This window comes from Desulfitobacterium chlororespirans DSM 11544 (genome assembly GCF_900143285.1).
Classification (GTDB): domain Bacteria; phylum Bacillota; class Desulfitobacteriia; order Desulfitobacteriales; family Desulfitobacteriaceae; genus Desulfitobacterium; species Desulfitobacterium chlororespirans.
Map to the genome: position 1 here is coordinate 151,146 of NZ_FRDN01000013.1, position 17,011 is coordinate 168,156.

Sequence of the window (17,011 nt, forward strand, 5' to 3'; positions counted from 1 at the left end):
TTCATATATGTTTTATACGTTTTATGTGTTATATATGTTATAACGTCAAAACCTTGTTTTGTCAATACCTATATTTTTATATATTAGAAATTACTCCACCGTCACCCGAATGCTGTTGGCGTAGACATACTCGGAAATCTCATTGCCAAGCCCCGGCAGCTCAGGTACCGTTAAATAGCTGTTTTCAGGCTGATAATCGTGGATGCAGAGCTTGCGGTTCAACCCATTCGGAAAATGATGCTCGTGAATTAAAAAATTGGGAATCACCGTCTCCAGATGCAGAGCGGCGGCGATGGCAATCGGGCTGCCGCAGACATGAAGCTGTACGCTTATGTCATAGACATAGGCAGCATCGCAGATTTTTTTGCCTTCGGTAATGCCGCCGGTATTGCCCAGGTCGGGCTGGATTACCTGGAGAGAGCTGTTTTCAAAATACGGCGCGTACTGCCACCGGGAATAAATGCGCTCCCCGCTGGCCAGGGGAAGATCCAACTTGCTTGAGATATAGGCAAAGGTCTTCGGATTGGGCGTAGTCGGTTCTTCATAATAGAAAATATTGTATTTTTCAATGCGTCGCCCGATCTGAATGGCGGAAAGGGCATCGGTGTTGGCATGATTCTCCACAGTGATGTCCACATCCGGCCCCACCGCCTCCCGGGTCGCTGCCACACGCTCCTCCACCAGATTCAGGTAATGGGATGAGAGAAGGCGGGTCTGCTTTTCACTGGTCAGGCGGGCGCCCTTTTCATCATAAGTGAAAAAATCCACCTTGACAGCGTTGTAACCCTCCGCCACAACCTCTCTGGCGACCAGCCCGTAATCCTCAGCTTTGTAAAGGGGACCTCTGGTCTCGCTCCATCCGAACTGAAGCTGACTGGCGTAAGTGCGCAGCTTTTCCCGCTTTTTGCCCCCGAGAAGCTGATAGACGGGCTTGCCGTAAGCCTTGCCTTTAATATCCCACAGGGCGATGTCGATGGCCGAGATGCCTGCAAATACCACTGGACCGCCGTTTTGCCCCCAAAAGGTGCCTTTGTAGAGCTTATCCCAGATGACCTCGTGTTCCAAGGGGTCAAGGCCAATGATCAGGGAGGCGAAATCTTTGACCATGCCGAAAGCCGCGGGTGCCGCCGTCGCATAGGCAAGGGCCGCTTCGCCGTCTCCGTAAATGCCTTCATCTGTAAAGATGCGGCAAAGAATAGGTCTCCAGTGCTTGTTTTCCGCTGTGTCAAGTTGAAGAATATCAACTTTTATGATTTTCATAGGGAAACCTCCTTTTACTTTTTTCGTTTTTTGCTATTCAATTTTCTCTTCCGGCTTATCTCGTAAAACTATGACTGTCTCGGAGACAAAATCCAGCACTTCCCAATTTACTGTTAACATACTCCATCCCCCTTTCCCTCCGGCTCCCATAGGCAAACAAAAAAGGCTCAGCATCCTTTCCCCGCTTGCCGCATGAAGAATAATGCAAAGCCTTTGGTTTTCCAATCAGCGCACCGAATATTCCTTTAATTCTAAGCTAAGCCCCATGTCCGGGTGGTCGGATCGTATTTCATTTCTTCCCTAACTTTTATCTCGTTAACCTAATTGATAAGCATCTTTTAGAAAAACATACTTAATCAATATGATTAGTGTGTTTTTCTAAAAGATAGCAAAAGGGCTCTTATGTTGTCAATAGGGTATTAAGCAAAAAGATCATGATTATAGGGACTAAAAAACCACGCTTCATTTGAGGCGTGGTTTTTCACCATAAAGATCCTGATACTTTTCGTAGTTATCCATAACCCGCTGCACATATTCCCTGGTCTCCCGGAAAGGAATATCCTCCGTATTCAAGTCATCCACCTTGAGCTGCTCTGTGCGGATCCACTCATTGACATGACCTCTTCCCCCATTATAGGCGGCCAAAACGAGCTCGATATCCTGAAATTCCTTCTGCAGGCTGGCTATGTACCAGGTTCCGTACTGAATATTCTTTTCCGGCTCCCTCAGCTTACTTTGGTCGAAGGTTCCATCCCCTAAGGTCTCGGCAATCCAGTCGGCTGTATCCGGCATCAGCTGCATAAGCCCCAGGGCGCCCTTATGGGATTGGGAATAGGGCAGGAATTTACTCTCAGCGCGAATGACCGAGATAACCAGCAAAGGGTCCACATGATATTCCTCCGCATAATGTTCGATAAGGGATTTATACGGATAAGGATAGATTACTTTCTTAATGGGGGGAGACGAGAACAAGAGTATAAAAGCAATCACACATAAGACCAGGGTAAATAAAAAACCTGATCTTTTTTTCTTGCGCCGCACTGTGAACCCTTTCTTTTTCATGGGTACTCCTTGATTTCATCAGTATTTAAGTCTTAAGCATTCTAAGGATTGAACGAGGCTTCATGCAAGGGAAGATTTGAACCCGCTCAACCTTAGCCGAGTCCATGGCCGAGCTTAACATAGGACATATTATACTTTGAGAGGCTCGTATTAAGGAATAGAACGATAGACCTAAGTTAGACCTATTGCAAGACCTATTCTGGCCCATTGCTTCATTCTATAGTCCCTGCTCCCTATTTATTCTTTCCATTTCTTTCCTTAATTGTACTACTGTTTCTTCCCATTTTCCAGAATTATCTATAACTACATCTGCTTTATTGCGTTTCTCCCCCAATGAATATTGGGCTTGAATGCGCAAGGCCACTTCTTCTGCACTTAAGGCGTCCCGTTCCATGACCCGTTGTTTTTGAATATCCAGCGGTACCCAAACCACCCATAACTCGTCCATCTGGGACCCATACCCCGCCTCAAAAAGCAAAGGAACATCCCAGACACAGATCCTCTTCCCTGCCTGCTCCAGTGCCTTTTGTTGTTTTTCCATGGCAACTCTGACCCGGGGATGGAGAATCTTCTCCAATTGTTTACGGGCTTGATCATCGGCAAAAACAATTCTGCCTAAGGCTTTGCGATTGATTTCTTTACTATCCGTCAGGATATCATGACCAAAGGCAGCCGCAATGGCTGCAATTGTCTCCGGTTCATGATAGAGCTCATGCACAGTACGATCCGCATCGATAATCGGAACACCTTGTTGGGAGAGCCACCGGGAGACTGTGGATTTTCCGCTCCCGATCCCCCCGGTTAACCCAATAACCCACATAGTATGACACCTCGAATTCATTATTTTAATCAAATCAGTTTTCCCAAAGCGATGAGAATAAGCATGGTTCCCGGCAAAAGGCCCAACTTCCCTAAATACTCTTCGGGAAGTCTGCCGGCTAAAGCCTGACCACATTTGATCATAAAAATTTGCATCAAGGCCACCCAGGCAATAACCGACAGCGAATTAAAGATTCCCACAGCAAGACCCAATACCAGGCCGGAAGCAAAGGCATCCAGGGATAAGGCCGTGCCCAGCAGCACACTTTCCTTGGCACTGATCACACCGGAGCCATCAAGATCGGCCTGTTCCGGAGTTTTGAGAACCTGCACAACAACGCCCAGGATTTTGAATTCCAGCTTAAGGACCGGCTCCCGGACAGCTATCGTGCTGGCAGGCTCAGCCCTTGGCGTCTCCTTTTTAAACAAGTGTGGAACAGCCTTGATCAGCTGATAGCCCCCTAAGGAAAGTAAAATTCCCGCTGCGATAAGATTAGGCGAGACGATGGTAATAACACCCATGAGGACATCGCCAAAGAATAGTGCTGTTCCCATGGCTACTACCGTACAAAGAGTTATGATCAACATCGAAAGAAGGGGTATGCGGATCCTCCGTATTCCATAAGATACCCCTACGCCAAATCCATCAAAACTTAAGGCTATAGCGAAGAGTATTGTAGCTCCCATAATCATCCTCCTGTAAGTACCTTTACTTTGCAGGATAATATATGGGTAAACCCTTCTTATGGTGCTCTTATTCTTCTGTTATTTCTAACCACTCTATCATAATACTATCCAGTAAAGCCTTTTTTTCCTCAAAGAGCTTATGGAGCTCCAGGGCTTTTTCATAATTGGAAGTTACTGCAGCCATTTGTTCCTCTAAGGACTGGATTTCTTCCTCCAGTTCAGCTATCTGTGCTTCTAATTGCTGGGCCTTTCTCTGGCGCCGTCTTGCTTCCCGTTCCGCCTCCTTGGACTGTTCATGAGGGCGGGTTCCGGCAGCGGTACCGGGGGAGGCGCTCCCGCCCGCGGAAGCAGCCTCATCTTCCTGGACTTGCGCCTTATACATGCTGTAATCCCCTTCGTAGAGTTTAAGTCCCCCAGGAGTCAAACGGGCAATTCTGTTCACGACCCGGTCCAGGAAATACCGATCATGGGAGACGACCAAAAGGGTTCCATCATAATCCTGAAGTGCTTCCTCCAGGACATCCCGCATACGGGTATCCAAGTGATTGGTGGGTTCGTCCAGGAGGAGCAGATTTCCCTGAGAGAGAAAGAGCTTAGCCAGGGCCAGCCGGCTTTTTTCTCCTCCGCTTAATACGGAAACCGCCTTAAAGACCTCCTCACCCACAAACCCGAAACGGGCCAGCAGGCTGCGGATCTCCGGATCAAGCAAATCTGTGTCTCCTCGGATTTCATCCATAATACTGCCTTTGCCGTGCAATTCCTCGTGTTCCTGGGAATAGTACCCCAGCTTGACATTAGCCCCCAGGCGAATCTCCCCTTGATAGGGCAGTGAACCTTTGATGGCTTTGAGCAGACTGGTTTTGCCGATTCCGTTTTCTCCGAGCAGGGCCACCCGGTCCCCCCGGCGCAATTCCACATCAACCCCCTGGAACAACCTGCGTCCGGGAAACTCCACAGAAACGCCTTCCAGCATAAGGGTCCGATCCCCGCTGCGCCGTCCTGTGGCCAGGGAAATATGCAAAGACTTGGGGGTTTTATTCACCTCAACAGGCTTAATCTTCTGGAGCTGAGATTCCCGGCCCCGGGCTTGCTTGGATTTAATACCGGCTTTATAACGCCGGATATATTCCTCCAGGCGGGCGATCTTTTTGCTTACCCGCTCCGCTTCCCTGACCAGTGTAGTTTCTTCCACCGCCCGCTGCAGTTCATACTCGGAATAGTTTCCCGGGTAGCTCTTCAATCCCCCATTCTCCAGATGCAGGACTTTCTGAACCACATGATCAAGAAAGTAGCGATCATGGGAAACCACTAAAATCGCACCGTCATAGCCTTTCAAAAACCCTTCCAGCCATTCTAAGGCATCCATGTCCAAATGGTTGGTCGGCTCATCCAGAATCAAAAATTCCGGAGAACGCAGCAGGAGTTTGCTCAAAGCCAGCCTGGTTTTTTGGCCCCCGCTTAAATGTTGAATGGGGTGCTCAGTTTCTTTAGTGAGCCCAAGACCGGAGAGGATCTTGCGCACCTGGGCTTCCAGGGCATACCCGCCCATGGTCTCAAAGCGCTCCGTAAGGGCACTGTATTGAGCAAAAACCTTCTCGTCCGCGGTATGAGCCATCCGTTCTTCAAGAACATGAAGCTGTTCTTTCATTTCGATGAGATCGGCCCGTTCCGCCAACATGCTCTCCCAGACGGTGCCCTGATCTTCAACTAAAGGATTCTGGGGAAGGTATCCCCAAGTGCCGGTAAGAAATACCTCGCCGCTTTCCAGAGGATGCTCCCCTAAACAAGCCCGCAGCAAGGTCGTCTTCCCCGCCCCATTGGGGCCTACCAGTCCCACCTTCTCCCCCTTCTCCACAGCAAAGGTTACTTGTCGGAAAAGGGCTTCCCCGGAAACGTCCACGCCGCAGCTCCGACAGTAAAGAATACTCATATCTTAATAACTCCTTTGTTACAACTCTAAGTCGTTTGTCCGATTCGTCCGGGTCGCGTAGCATTATGCATGACGAATCTTCGGGTCGCGTAGCTTTACGCACAACGCGTACTCCATAGTTCCAGGGCTGGTCCACTCGCTTTCTTAACAGCTACGCCAAACCTCCGGGTAATACCTGATGTGAACCGTGGCTCCGCTACGTTAAGAAAGCCTCGTTGACCTGACCGCCCCTCCGCTAAATCCGTCCGCTTTTGTACATAAAGCTACTTCTTACGGGTTTCTTTAAGCTCTTCTCTGAGGTCCCGAGGGCTTGGAGTCTAGAAATCCGAGGCCCGGGGGCTCTCTTTGTGAGGCATTGCGAGCATTTCCGGGGCCAGCCCTTCTTCAGAGCCCTTCTGAGGTTACCGACCTTGCCGCCCCAAGCGGCGTCAGTAAAGACGGAGAAAGCGGCTTGAATAAGATATCTTTCCCCACAGCTCCCACAACGCCCCACCCCCCTCAGGCCCGAAAAGTAGCCCAAGGATTTTGATTTACACAAGGGAAGCGACTTTAAGCGAGCGGAAACAAAACTTCGCGAAAAGCACTCAGCGGAGTCGGGTTGGAAACAGGACGTTTCCAACCGCCCATTGAGCAGGAGCGATTTGGGCGGGCACCCGACGGAGCGGCGGGCTTTTCGCGTTAGTTTTGTCCGCGCAGCTTATGGAGCGACCGGTGTAAACTAAAATCCTGGAGACTCCGCTTTCAAATCCTTCTGAGAGCAGGCGAAATCAATCTTACACCTGACAGCGGGGGCAAAACACCGTAGACCTGCCGGCCAGACGAATTCTCTCCAGAGTATGGCCGCACTCTTTGCAGGGTTCTCCCCCACGTCCATAGACCTTCAATTCCTTCTGAAAGTCCCCTCTTTCCCCATTAGCATCCTGGTAATCCCGGAAAGAGGTGCCATTGGCGGCGATACCCTCTTCAAGAACCTGACAGATGGCAGGGTAAAGCTTCTCAACTTCCTCTTTCGTCAAGGAATTGGCGCACCGCTCCGGGGCAATTCCCGCTCTGAATAAAGCTTCATCCGCATAGATATTGCCTACTCCTGCTACAAGGGTCTGATCCAACAGAGCTGCTTTAATGGCCAGTTTGCGGGGAGCCAGGCGCCGTCCCAGTTCTTCAGCGGAAAAATCCTCCTCCAAAGGTTCCGGCCCCAAGCGGGCTAAGGAGGGCTGCTTGAGGCGTTCTTCAGTTCTAACTAACTGCAGCCGGCCGAATTTGCGCGTATCGGTAAAGTGAATCTCCCCGGCAGAAAGCTTAAGCACCACATGGGTATGCTTCTCCGGTTCCTGGTTTTGAGCATGGTAAACCATACGCCCTGTCATGCGCATATGGGCGATAAAGGACCAGCCCTCTTCTAAAGTAAACAAAAGGTATTTCCCACGTCTTTCGATACTTTGAAACTTCAGTCCTCTGACAGCATCGGCAAAGGTTTTCTCCTCATATCCTTCAACAGCACCTGGCCAGCGAATCAAGATCTCCTCAATCCTTCGCTCAAGAATATGCTGACTCAGGCTTCTGCGTATGGTTTCTACTTCTGGTAGTTCCGGCATAATTACACCTTCATATATAAGAATTGATGGAATGCTCTATTGACTGTATTAAAATTGATGGTACTGCTTTACTAATAGCACTGCTCTTCTGATGGTACTACTCTAAGGAATAAGACTCCATATTATACCAATTTGGTCCAGTTTTACAATCCGCGATCAAGGGCACGGAGAGGGGGAAAGCACTTTCCATTTCTTCACGGACCACTTTCGCCACTTCTTCCAGATCCTCCGGAGCGACTTCAATCACCAATTCATCGTGGACCTGCAAAAGGAGGTTGGCCCGATAGGGTTTCAACGCTTCTGCCACTCCCAGCATCGCCAGCTTCATAATATCCGCCGCTGTGCCCTGGATGGGGGTATTCATGGCAATCCGCTCTCCGAATTGACGCTGCACCCGGTTAGGATGGCGCAATTCGGGAATCCGGCGCAAGCGGTTGAGCAAAGTGCGGACCTGTCCTTCTTCTTTAGCCTTGACCACAATCTCTTCCAGATAACGTTTGACCCCTTCATAACGATGGAAATAGGTCTCGATATAGGTTTTGGCTTCCTTGCGGGGTACGCCCAAATCCCTGCCCAAACCAAAATCCGTCAACCCATAGATCAACCCGAAGTTAACCGCCTTGGCTTTGCGGCGCAAATCCTTCGTGACTTCTGCCATAGGAATTCCGAAGACTTCCGAAGCAGTACGGGTATGCACATCCTGATTCAGAGAGAAGGATTCGCAAAGAACCTTATCTTGAGAATAATGGGCTAAAATCCGCAGCTCGATTTGGGAATAGTCCGCTGATAAAAGCACCCAGCCTTCCTGAGTCGGGGTAAAGACCTTCCGCAGTAAGCGCCCCAGCTCAAGACGGATGGGGATATTCTGCAGATTAGGCTCGGTACTGGATAGGCGTCCGGTGGCGGTTACCGTCTGCTGGAAGGTCGTATGAACCCTTCCCTCGTGAATCTGAGCCAGCAGGCCGTTGACATATGTGGACATGAGCTTGCTTAACTGGCGGTAGTCCAGGACCCGTTCCACGATAGAATGCTGATCCCTCAGCTCTTCCAAAGTATCGGCATCTGTGGAATAACCGGTTTTGGTCTTTTTCATGGGAGGCAGCCCCAGCTTTTCAAAAAGGATATGACCTAATTGCTGGGGAGAATTAATATTGAAGGTTTCCCCCGCGTCGGCGTAGATCTCCTGCTCTAAACGCTGAAGCTCCACCGTCAATTCCTGACCAAATTCCTGCAGCCTTGGGACATCCACCGCAATTCCCTGCTTCTCCATCTCTGCCAGGATGGGGCTTAAGGGTTCCTCCATTTCATGGAGAAGAGCACTCAGACCAAGCTCTTCAAGGGTTTCCTTATAGGAATCTGCCACCTGAGCCAGAGCAGAAGCCTCTTCAGCCAAATTGGCGAATTCCCCTGCGCCGGGGATGTATTCCTTAACCAGCTCCAGGGGCTCAAATTTGTTGCGGGTGGGGTTAATCAAATAAGCCGCCAGTCCGATATCCAAGCTGACTCCCCGCAGAGTGATCTCTTCATTGAGGAGCAGGCTGTACAGCACTTTACTGTCCGCAACCTGCTTAGGCACCTCAGGATCTTCCAGCAATTGGCTAAAAGCCATCTGAACCTCCGGAGCCGCGTCGGTCCAATTCAGGATAAAGGATTCCCCACCGGCAGCTATTCCCCAAGCGGTGATCCTCGCCCAATGAGGATTCCCCCCTGTATTAGCGCAAGTTACAACAAGGGTTGCTTGATCAGCCTGCCATTGAGGGAGTCGCACCAACCACTCTTCGCCAGTCAGTTCACAAAGGGGCCAGGGCTTGAGGACTTCTTCCCGAGGGGTATCCTTGCCCTCTTCTCCTGCCCCATGATGTTCATGCCAGATTCGGGCCACACTTTTGAGGACATACTTATCCAAAGCCGCGGTAAAGGTCTTCTCATCCGGGCGGCGGTAAACTAATCGATCCAGATTAATTTCCAGAGGTATGTCATAAAGCATGGTGGCCAGCTTCTTGCTTAAGAGGGCCTTATCTGTGTTATTGCGCAAATTCTCCTGGAGCTTCTTGCCGGAGATTTTATCGATATTATCCAGGACATTCTCCACACTGCCGTATTCCCACAAGAGCTTCAGGGCTGTTTTTTCCCCTACACCGGGTACACCGGGAATATTATCGGAGGCATCTCCCATCAGTCCTTTAAGATCGATGATCTGGGCGGGCCGGAGTTGATACTTTTCGTAGAGCGCTCCTTCGTCATAAGCATCCACCTCAGAGATTCCTTTGCGGGTCAGATAGACCGTAGTGCGGGGAGAAATCAGCTGCAGGGCATCCCTGTCCCCGGTATAAATCTGGGTCTCCCATTCCCGTTGCTCAGCCAGGGAGGTAACCGTAGCGATGATATCGTCGGCTTCATAACCCGGACATTCCAGAATAGGCATGGCAAAAGCAGTTAACAGTTCTTTGAGGAAATCAAACTGCGGTTTCAGCGCATCGGGAGTCTCTTTGCGCTGGGCTTTGTAATCTGCATATTGCTCTATTCTTACCGTAGCCTTGGTCTTATCAAAAGCCACCACCCAATAATCCGGTTTTTGTTCAAGCAGCAAGCGTAAGAGCATGGTCATAAAGCCATGGAGGACATTGGTAGGCTTGCCATCGGCGGTGGTCATCATCGGTAAAGCATAAAAGGCCCGGTTGGCCAAACTGTTCCCATCTAATATAAGGATTTTTGCCATATAAAAAAACCCCTCACTTTCCGACTTTACTATACCATACCGAAGGATACCCTGCCAAACCCTTTACTGCTTTTTCCGCCGGTACTCTTAATTCCGTGAGGCAACAGATTTTTTGCTGACTGAAACTTCTTTGCTTTCTCATGCAGCTTTTATATAATTTTAAAAGACATTGTAACAAAACCCTGTTCATTTGACACTAAGCTTATGAGAGGGGGAAATCTATGGCTGATTCAGTCATGCAAAAGGTCTATGAACAGCATAAAGATGCCGTCTATGCTTATCTGTTAAGCCTTACTCATAGCAAACCCCTCTCAGAGGATTTGACCTCGGAGGTTTTTATCAGCGCCCTTAAATCCCTGCCCGGGTTTAAGGGGAATTCCGATCTTAAAACCTGGCTGTTCTCGATAGCCCGCTACACCTGGTATAGGCATTTAAGAAAAAGCAAAAAAGAGCTTACCCCGGAAGATTTGCTGGAAGTCTATTTTGCCAATCCGGCCGGTCTGGAATCAACCATCCTCTCCAAGGAGCTGCTGGACAGGATTCATGATTTGTTGAACCGGGAGCCTGACAAAAACAGAGACATTGTTTTGATGCGGATTGACGGCTATTCCTTTTACGAGATAGCCCGGAAGCATCAGATTTCCGAAAGCTCGGCAAGAGTCCTTGATTTTCGCACCAAGCATAAAATCAGAACGATCCTGCTCAAGGAGGGATATAGCTATGAGTAAGATTTCCTGCTCTGTCTGCCTGGACTTAATGCCTCTGGTCAAGGATGGCGTCGCCAGCGAAGACAGCCGCCTGCTGGTGCAGGAGCATCTTGCAGGCTGTGAACACTGTAACCATAGTTGGGGAGAAAAAACAGGGGCGGAGATAGAAGCAACTACTGCAATGGATGACACTGTGGTGTTAGGCAAAATCAAAAAACAAATGCTCGTCTTTCTGCTCTGCATTATGTTGGCCGGAACCCTGCTGGGAATGGTCATCTCCGACGGTATGCTTATGTTTTACAATGGGCTTATCATGCCTGCCATCGGCGGTTTTGGCTATATACTGTTTAAAAGAAACGCCTATTTTGTTCCTCTGGGCCTATTTGTATTTTCCTTTATCTGGGCATCCCTTCGTGGACTCATCGACGGAATCCTGACTTACAGCGGCATCATTGACTTGATTTCCATGTCCGCCTGGTGGTCCGCCATTCTTTCCGCTTTCAGTGCCGTTGGCGTTCTGATCGCCTGGCTCTTGCATTATGCATTTAAGAAAGAGGTGTAAAATGCTATGAACATCAAGAAACTATTGGCCGGTATAACCGGCATCGGCTTAATTGTGCTGCTGTTGCTTTTTGTCAACGCCTGGGTGGGCAACCCTGTCTCCAATCTATTGGCCAAACAAGCCGCGCAGAAGTATATTGACGCCAACTACAGCGACCTGAATCTGGAAATCCAGCGCTCCAACTATAACTTCAAATTCAATGCCTACCTGGTATTTGTGCAATCGTCCCTGAGCGAAGATACCGCTTTCAGCATCTATACCGACAGCTATGGCAAGGTACTGCGTGATGACTATGAATACGAAGTGGCCAATAACTTCACCACCTACAGGCGGCTGGATGCCGAGATGCGGGAGATAGCCAAAAAGTTGATCGGCAGCAGGCTGGATTATGATTTTGACTATATTTCTTTCCAGTTTACCAAAGAGGACCATGATCCCATGAAGCTGGAACGTGATATGAAGCTGGATATCAGCCATCCTCCCCTACCCCTCGTCGCGGACGTTGTCCTCTACAGTGAGGACCTTTCCTACAACAAAGTCGCCGAAGTAGCAAAAGCTTTGGAAGCGATTCTCAAAGAAGAGAGCATTCCGGTCAGCCAGTACAGCGTTCGCCTCCTCCCTCTTGCCAATAAGCCTGCCAAGGAAGATCAAGCGGCCCCTTGGGTCAACTCTCTTGCCCTTTCCGATTTCCCCGCGGAGCACATGGCTGAAGACAATCTGCCTCAGGTGATGGAACAGTTTGAAGCGGACCGGGTGGCGGAGCTTAACGCCAAAGATAAAAAGTAAAAAACAAAGTGAGACACTCTGCCCATCCATCCCTGGAGGAAGCAAAGTGTCTCCTTACTCTTAACTCTCTAAATTCAATTCCCCCATGACCTCTTTGAGCCGGGCCAGATGATAGGGTTTGCTGATTTCATCACCATGAAAATAGCAGTCCAAAACATCCGCATCCTTTACGATTTCGTCTAAAGGACTGCCCACCTTATCCTTTTCGGAGTGGCGGACTACCGCTTGAACGACGGCTTCTTTATCCTCTTCCTTTAATGAGGAACTCTCTAAAAAGCACCGGACCGGCTCTTCTCCCCGGAGGGCGTGATTCCTCTGCAGTCCGGTATACCAGCGGCCAATATCATGAAGAGAACAGGCTAAGGCTGCCAGCTCCAGATCTACACCACGCTTTTGCGCCAGCAACCTACCCACTTGAGCACAGCTGGCGGCATGGGTCCGCTCCCAGGCTATGGGATAATCCCGCTTTATTTCCTCTTGCTCTAAATTCCCCAGAAGTTCATTGATTTTCTCCATATGATTAATGAATGCCCATTTCATCTTGATTCCCCTCTTCCCGGTCTTCCGTTGTCTTCAATATACCATACCGGGAATAACCTGCCAAACCAATCTCTGCAAGAAAAATGTCGCCATGACGGATACATAAGATGGATAGATAAGACGGGTACATAATAACGGGACCATTAGGTACAATAAAATCAGAAACTCCCACTAACGTTACAACAGGAGGTCAGCTATGTCTCTTAAGATTTTAAACACTGAGAAAGCCCCAGGGGCCATAGGGCCCTACTCCCAAGGAATTCAAGCCGGCAACCTGATCTTTACTTCCGGCCAATTGCCCTTGAATCCGGCTACCGGAGAACTGGCAAGCGACATTCGTTCAGCCACCAAACAATCTCTGGAGAATGTCAAAAACATCCTGGAAAGCACCGGTTCTTCTCTGGACAAGATCGTTAAGACCCTTATTTTCCTCCGGGATATGAACGATTTTGCCGAGATGAATGAAGTTTACGGCTCCTACTTCCCCACGAACCCTCCGGCCCGTTCTGCCGTACAAGTGGCGCGCCTTCCTAAAGATGCTATCATTGAAATCGAAGCCATTGCCTTAGTTTAGGGTTTATGAGGTATAAACGTTCATACAATGAAAGCTGAATAATGCACTCCGTATGACAAGTACGGATTCAGACTGTAGACAAATAGGGTATCAGAACTTAAGAACAGGTTCTGATACCCTATTTAATTGAACCCTATAATTGCCCTCTATAATTTAATCCTGTAATCCAGAGATATCCTTTTATGAAGAAGAGCGAGTATACATATTTACTGGGTCCTTTTATGCAAAACCGGTATTGCCGCCGCGATAAGGATCATCCCCATAAAAGCAGGTGCGGCATGACCCAGGGATACATAGATTTGCCCGCCAATGATCGGCCCCATCATTCTTGCCAAGGCCTGAATAGACTGGCTGCCACCTTGAATCCTGCCTTGCTCACCGGAGGGGACAGATTTGGAGAGCATCCCATTGAATGAAGGCCCAAAGATCGAATCGCCAAAGCCAAAGATAAACATTCCGGCAATTAAAAGAGGATAGAATGAGAACAAAGCCGATGCGGCAATAAAGCTGTAGCCGATGACCTCCGCAGCCATGCCCAGCATGGCGATCTGTTGATCACTGAGTTTCAGCAAAAGCTTTGGCATGATGAAGCCTTGGGCAATGATGTCCTGGACGCCCATAATGGAAAACATAAGTCCGATAAGGGCGGGCTGCCAATGAAAGGTGTCCAGTGTAAATTGTGAAAAAACTGCCTGTAACGATCCGTTGGGCAGCCAAAGCAAGAAGGCTGAAACGAGCAGCCTGGTTAAGCTTTTCATGGAAAGAATGCTGGCAAGCTGGATGAATGGATTCAGTCTTGCTAAGGTAATCTCTTGCAGTCGCTTATGCTTATCAAGACTCTCCGGCATATAGAAAAGTCCATAGACAACATTCAATAACGTGATGAGTGCACCGAAATACATGGGTACAGAATACCCGAACTTAGCCAGCAATCCGCCCAGAGTTGGACCGATGACGGCGCCTACACCTACAACCGCACTCACCCAGCCAAAGTATTTGGTTCGCTGTTCTGCAGGGATGATATCGGCAAAATAGGCGAAGATCGTACTAATGCTTCCGCCTGTTATCCCCTCGATGATGCGCCCGGCAAATAGTACCCACAGAGCTCCTCCGATGCCAAAAACCAAGTACCCGATTGCGGAACCCAACAGGCAGATTAAGAGCAAGGGACGGCGGCCATATCGATCGCTCAAAGCTCCCAGCACGGGGGCAGCCAAAAACACACAGGCTGCATAAACAGAGGTCAGCAGCGTAACAGCGATCGCTTGCTCTTCCGGATTGCTGATATAAGGCTGCACTAAGAACGGGACGACAGGCGTTATAATACTGAAGCCTATTCCGCAAAGAAATACCGACATAAGGCCGAACAGCAGAGCCTTTTTATCTATAGTTTGCTCTGTGTTCTGTTTATGGTCCGAGCCGTTTTTGAACATTTATCTTCTCCCCTCAGAAGTTCTATTATTAGAGTTTGACTTTTTTGAGTCCTAGGAAACATGATTATCGTATCACTGTTTTGTTTCCCCGTCAACAAAATAATCGCAATAAAAGGCAGCCTTCCTCACTTGAGTTAGGCTGCCTGTGGCTTTTGAATATGGAAATTTACTCCGACTTCATGGGTATCTCCAGTTTTTTTATCTCTGTATCCAAATGCCTGCTATACTTTTCCACGAAGCTCAGCATACTGTCAAATTGTTCTTCGCTTATCTGCTCGAAGACGGCTTTATCACGCTCTTGAAACTCTTGGTGCAGATGCTCATGGGTTTTGTAAACCGCTTTCCCTTGGGGAGTCAAGCGAAAATAGATTTCTTTCTTGTTATCCGGTTTCTGGTAGCTTTCGATCAAGTCTTTTTCCATAAGCTTTTTGGTTATTTTACTTATGGCACTTCTCGTCATATAAAAAGATTCCGCAAGTTTTGTCACGTTGGAATCGGCATGCCTGCCAATATACTCAATACAATGTACTTCAGAAGGCTTATAATCCTTAAGACTTGCTTCCATCTTAACTTTATTAAGCCAAACCAGTTTATTAAATAAGTCCCTGAAGCTCATTATGACCTGTTCTTCTTTATTCATGCCGGTCCCTCCACCCCTTGGTGCATTAACCATAGTATATTAAACTTTTGTTTCCATTTCAACTATACTAAACATGATTATTGTAAGAATACCGATAGTCAAACGAACAGATTCACATTGAATTTGGGGGCGATCAGACGCCAAGGGGGTTTTGCAACGAAAATAATTCGTTCCAAAACCCCCTTGGGCCGTCAAAGACAAGATTAATCCATAGGGTAAGGTATGCTTGATTCTAAGGCACCATCGGATTGACATCTTCTCCCGCTTTGGGGTCGAGGCCAATGGGTTTGAGCTTGCAGAGGAAATGGCGCAGGACCTTGGGTTCATAAGCAAAATCAAGACCTTTAATCTGGTCACGGCGTTCCGCGATTTTAGCCAATCCATCCACAATAACATCCATATGCCGATCCGTATATACCCTTCTGGGAATGGTCAGGCGCATGAATTCAGCACCGGCAACTTTTTGTTTTCCTGTTTCCGGATCCCGGCCCAAAAGAAGCGAGCCAACTTCAACAGCACGAACACCGGTTTCGATGTACAGTTCATTGGTTAAAGCCTGGGCCGGGAATTGGTCACCGGGGATATGGGGTAAAAATTTCTTGGCATCGACGAATACGGCATGGCCGCCCACAGGCCACTGAATGGGGATACCACGTTTCCGCAGTTCTTCTCCTAAGTATTCTACCTGGCCGATGCGGCTTTCCAGGTATTCTTCATCCAAACCTTCATAAAGACCCACCGCCAAGGCTTCCATATCCCGGCCTGATAAGCCGCCGTAGGTTACAAAGCCTTCCATAGGCACGCAGGTGGCACTGGCTGCTTGGTAGAGTTCGGTATTGTTTTTAATGCCGATAATACCGCCCATGTTGACGATCGCGTCCTTTTTGGCGCTCATGGTGAAGGCATCCCCGTAAGAGTACATTTCGGTGACGATATCCTTGATGCCGGCCCTCTCAAAGCCCCTTTCACGCTGCTTGATAAAGTAGGCGTTTTCGGCAAAACGGGCGGAGTCTATATCAACAAAGATACCGTATTTATCCGCAATCTGCTTCACAGCACGAATATTCTCCATCGAAACCGGCTGCCCGCCGGCGGAGTTGCAGGTAATGGTGATGATGATAAAAGCAATCTCTTCTTTGCCTTTTTCTTGAATGAACTTCTCCAGCTTTTCCAGGTCGAAATTGCCTTTGAAAGGATGCTCTTTTTGGGTATCAAAGGCATCATCAATAACCAGGTTAATGGGAACTGCACCGTTGAGCTCGATATGAGCCATGGTCGTATCGAAATGCATATTGCCCAGAACATATTGGCCTTTATGTTTAATCAGGTGAGGAAAAAGAACCTGCTCTGCTCCCCGGCCCTGGTGGGTGGGAATCGTATATTCATAGTTAAAAATATCGGCTACGGCGTCTTTAACTTTATAGAAGGATTTACTGCCGGCATAAGCCTCATCCCCGATCATCATCGCCGACCATTGGCGGTCGCTCATAGCTCCTGTTCCGCTGTCTGTGAGCAAGTCAATATAGACATCTTCGGCTTTCAGGGCGAAGGGATTATACCCCGCTTCCTGCAATGCCCGCTCACGCTCTTCTCTGGATATCATGCGCATGGTTTCCACCATTTTTATGCGATAAGGTTCTGCTTTTCTCACCATAACGATCCTCCTTCAGTAGCATTGGACAGTAGTATTAGAAATT

At 48.6% G+C, this 17,011-nt stretch carries 15 protein-coding genes; 4 read left to right on the forward strand and 11 right to left on the reverse strand.

Annotation, left to right across the window (positions count from 1 at the left end; translation table 11 throughout):
- Positions 1 to 90: 90 nt before the first annotated feature.
- The 7 genes from BUA14_RS20115 to polA all read right to left on the reverse strand — a co-directional run bounded on the left by BUA14_RS20115 (position 91) and on the right by polA (position 10,072).
- Positions 91 to 1,260, reverse strand: a complete 1,170-nt coding sequence (locus BUA14_RS20115) for a mandelate racemase/muconate lactonizing enzyme family protein (protein WP_072774231.1) — start codon at positions 1,258 to 1,260, stop codon at positions 91 to 93.
- A gap of 462 nt (positions 1,261 to 1,722) precedes the next feature.
- Positions 1,723 to 2,322: a lytic transglycosylase domain-containing protein gene (locus BUA14_RS20125; RefSeq protein WP_072774233.1), complete on the reverse strand. Its 600-nt coding sequence runs from the start codon at positions 2,320 to 2,322 to the stop codon at positions 1,723 to 1,725.
- Positions 2,323 to 2,539: 217 nt separating this feature from the next.
- Positions 2,540 to 3,142: a dephospho-CoA kinase gene (coaE, locus tag BUA14_RS20130; protein ID WP_072774234.1), complete on the reverse strand. Its 603-nt coding sequence runs from the start codon at positions 3,140 to 3,142 to the stop codon at positions 2,540 to 2,542.
- Between the two features lie 29 nt (positions 3,143 to 3,171).
- Complete coding sequence (gene ytaF / locus BUA14_RS20135; protein ID WP_072774235.1) at positions 3,172 to 3,828, reverse strand: sporulation membrane protein YtaF; 657 nt, start codon at positions 3,826 to 3,828, stop codon at positions 3,172 to 3,174.
- Between the two features lie 67 nt (positions 3,829 to 3,895).
- Complete coding sequence (locus BUA14_RS20140; RefSeq protein WP_072774236.1) at positions 3,896 to 5,758, reverse strand: ABC-F family ATP-binding cassette domain-containing protein; 1,863 nt, start codon at positions 5,756 to 5,758, stop codon at positions 3,896 to 3,898.
- A 773-nt stretch (positions 5,759 to 6,531) separates the two neighbouring features.
- Positions 6,532 to 7,353 carry a bifunctional DNA-formamidopyrimidine glycosylase/DNA-(apurinic or apyrimidinic site) lyase gene (mutM, locus tag BUA14_RS20150; RefSeq protein WP_072774237.1) on the reverse strand — a complete coding sequence of 274 codons (822 nt, stop codon included), beginning with the start codon at positions 7,351 to 7,353 and terminating at the stop codon, positions 6,532 to 6,534.
- A 97-nt stretch (positions 7,354 to 7,450) separates the two neighbouring features.
- The gene (gene polA, locus BUA14_RS20155; RefSeq protein WP_072774238.1) at positions 7,451 to 10,072 is read right to left on the reverse strand and encodes a DNA polymerase I; all 2,622 of its coding nucleotides are present in this window, start codon (positions 10,070 to 10,072) and stop codon (positions 7,451 to 7,453) included.
- A gap of 221 nt (positions 10,073 to 10,293) precedes the next feature.
- On the opposite strand from polA, the gene BUA14_RS20160 reads away from it, so the two are divergent.
- The 3 genes from BUA14_RS20160 to BUA14_RS20170 are packed head-to-tail and all read left to right on the forward strand — an operon-like array spanning position 10,294 to position 12,127.
- Positions 10,294 to 10,800, forward strand: coding sequence for an RNA polymerase sigma factor (locus tag BUA14_RS20160; RefSeq protein ID WP_072774239.1), 507 nt, complete (start codon positions 10,294 to 10,296; stop codon positions 10,798 to 10,800).
- Entirely contained in the window at positions 10,793 to 11,341 is a 549-nt protein-coding gene (locus tag BUA14_RS20165; protein ID WP_072774240.1) for a zf-HC2 domain-containing protein, read from the forward strand. The genes BUA14_RS20160 and BUA14_RS20165 overlap by 8 nt, the downstream gene beginning before the upstream one ends.
- Positions 11,342 to 11,347: 6 nt before the next feature.
- Positions 11,348 to 12,127 (forward strand): YfjL-like protein, encoded by a 780-nt coding sequence (locus BUA14_RS20170; protein WP_072774241.1) that lies wholly within the window; start codon positions 11,348 to 11,350, stop codon positions 12,125 to 12,127.
- Positions 12,128 to 12,187: 60 nt separating this feature from the next.
- Here BUA14_RS20170 and BUA14_RS20175 read toward each other — a convergent pair whose 3' ends face one another.
- Positions 12,188 to 12,667, reverse strand: a complete 480-nt coding sequence (locus tag BUA14_RS20175) for an HD domain-containing protein (RefSeq protein WP_072774242.1) — start codon at positions 12,665 to 12,667, stop codon at positions 12,188 to 12,190.
- A gap of 196 nt (positions 12,668 to 12,863) precedes the next feature.
- Here BUA14_RS20175 and BUA14_RS20180 point away from each other — a divergent pair, with 196 nt between their 5' ends.
- The gene (locus BUA14_RS20180; RefSeq protein ID WP_072774243.1) at positions 12,864 to 13,241 is read left to right on the forward strand and encodes a RidA family protein; all 378 of its coding nucleotides are present in this window, start codon (positions 12,864 to 12,866) and stop codon (positions 13,239 to 13,241) included.
- Positions 13,242 to 13,447: 206 nt separating this feature from the next.
- Here BUA14_RS20180 and BUA14_RS20185 read toward each other — a convergent pair whose 3' ends face one another.
- From BUA14_RS20185 to BUA14_RS20195, 3 genes are all read right to left on the reverse strand, one after another.
- Entirely contained in the window at positions 13,448 to 14,674 is a 1,227-nt protein-coding gene (locus BUA14_RS20185; RefSeq protein WP_072774244.1) for an MFS transporter, read from the reverse strand.
- 166 nt (positions 14,675 to 14,840) lie between these two features.
- Positions 14,841 to 15,314, reverse strand: a complete 474-nt coding sequence (locus BUA14_RS20190; protein ID WP_072774245.1) for a MarR family transcriptional regulator — start codon at positions 15,312 to 15,314, stop codon at positions 14,841 to 14,843.
- Positions 15,315 to 15,546: 232 nt separating this feature from the next.
- Positions 15,547 to 16,968, reverse strand: a complete 1,422-nt coding sequence (locus BUA14_RS20195) for a tryptophanase (protein ID WP_072774246.1) — start codon at positions 16,966 to 16,968, stop codon at positions 15,547 to 15,549.
- Between the last annotated feature and the right edge of the window lie 43 nt (positions 16,969 to 17,011).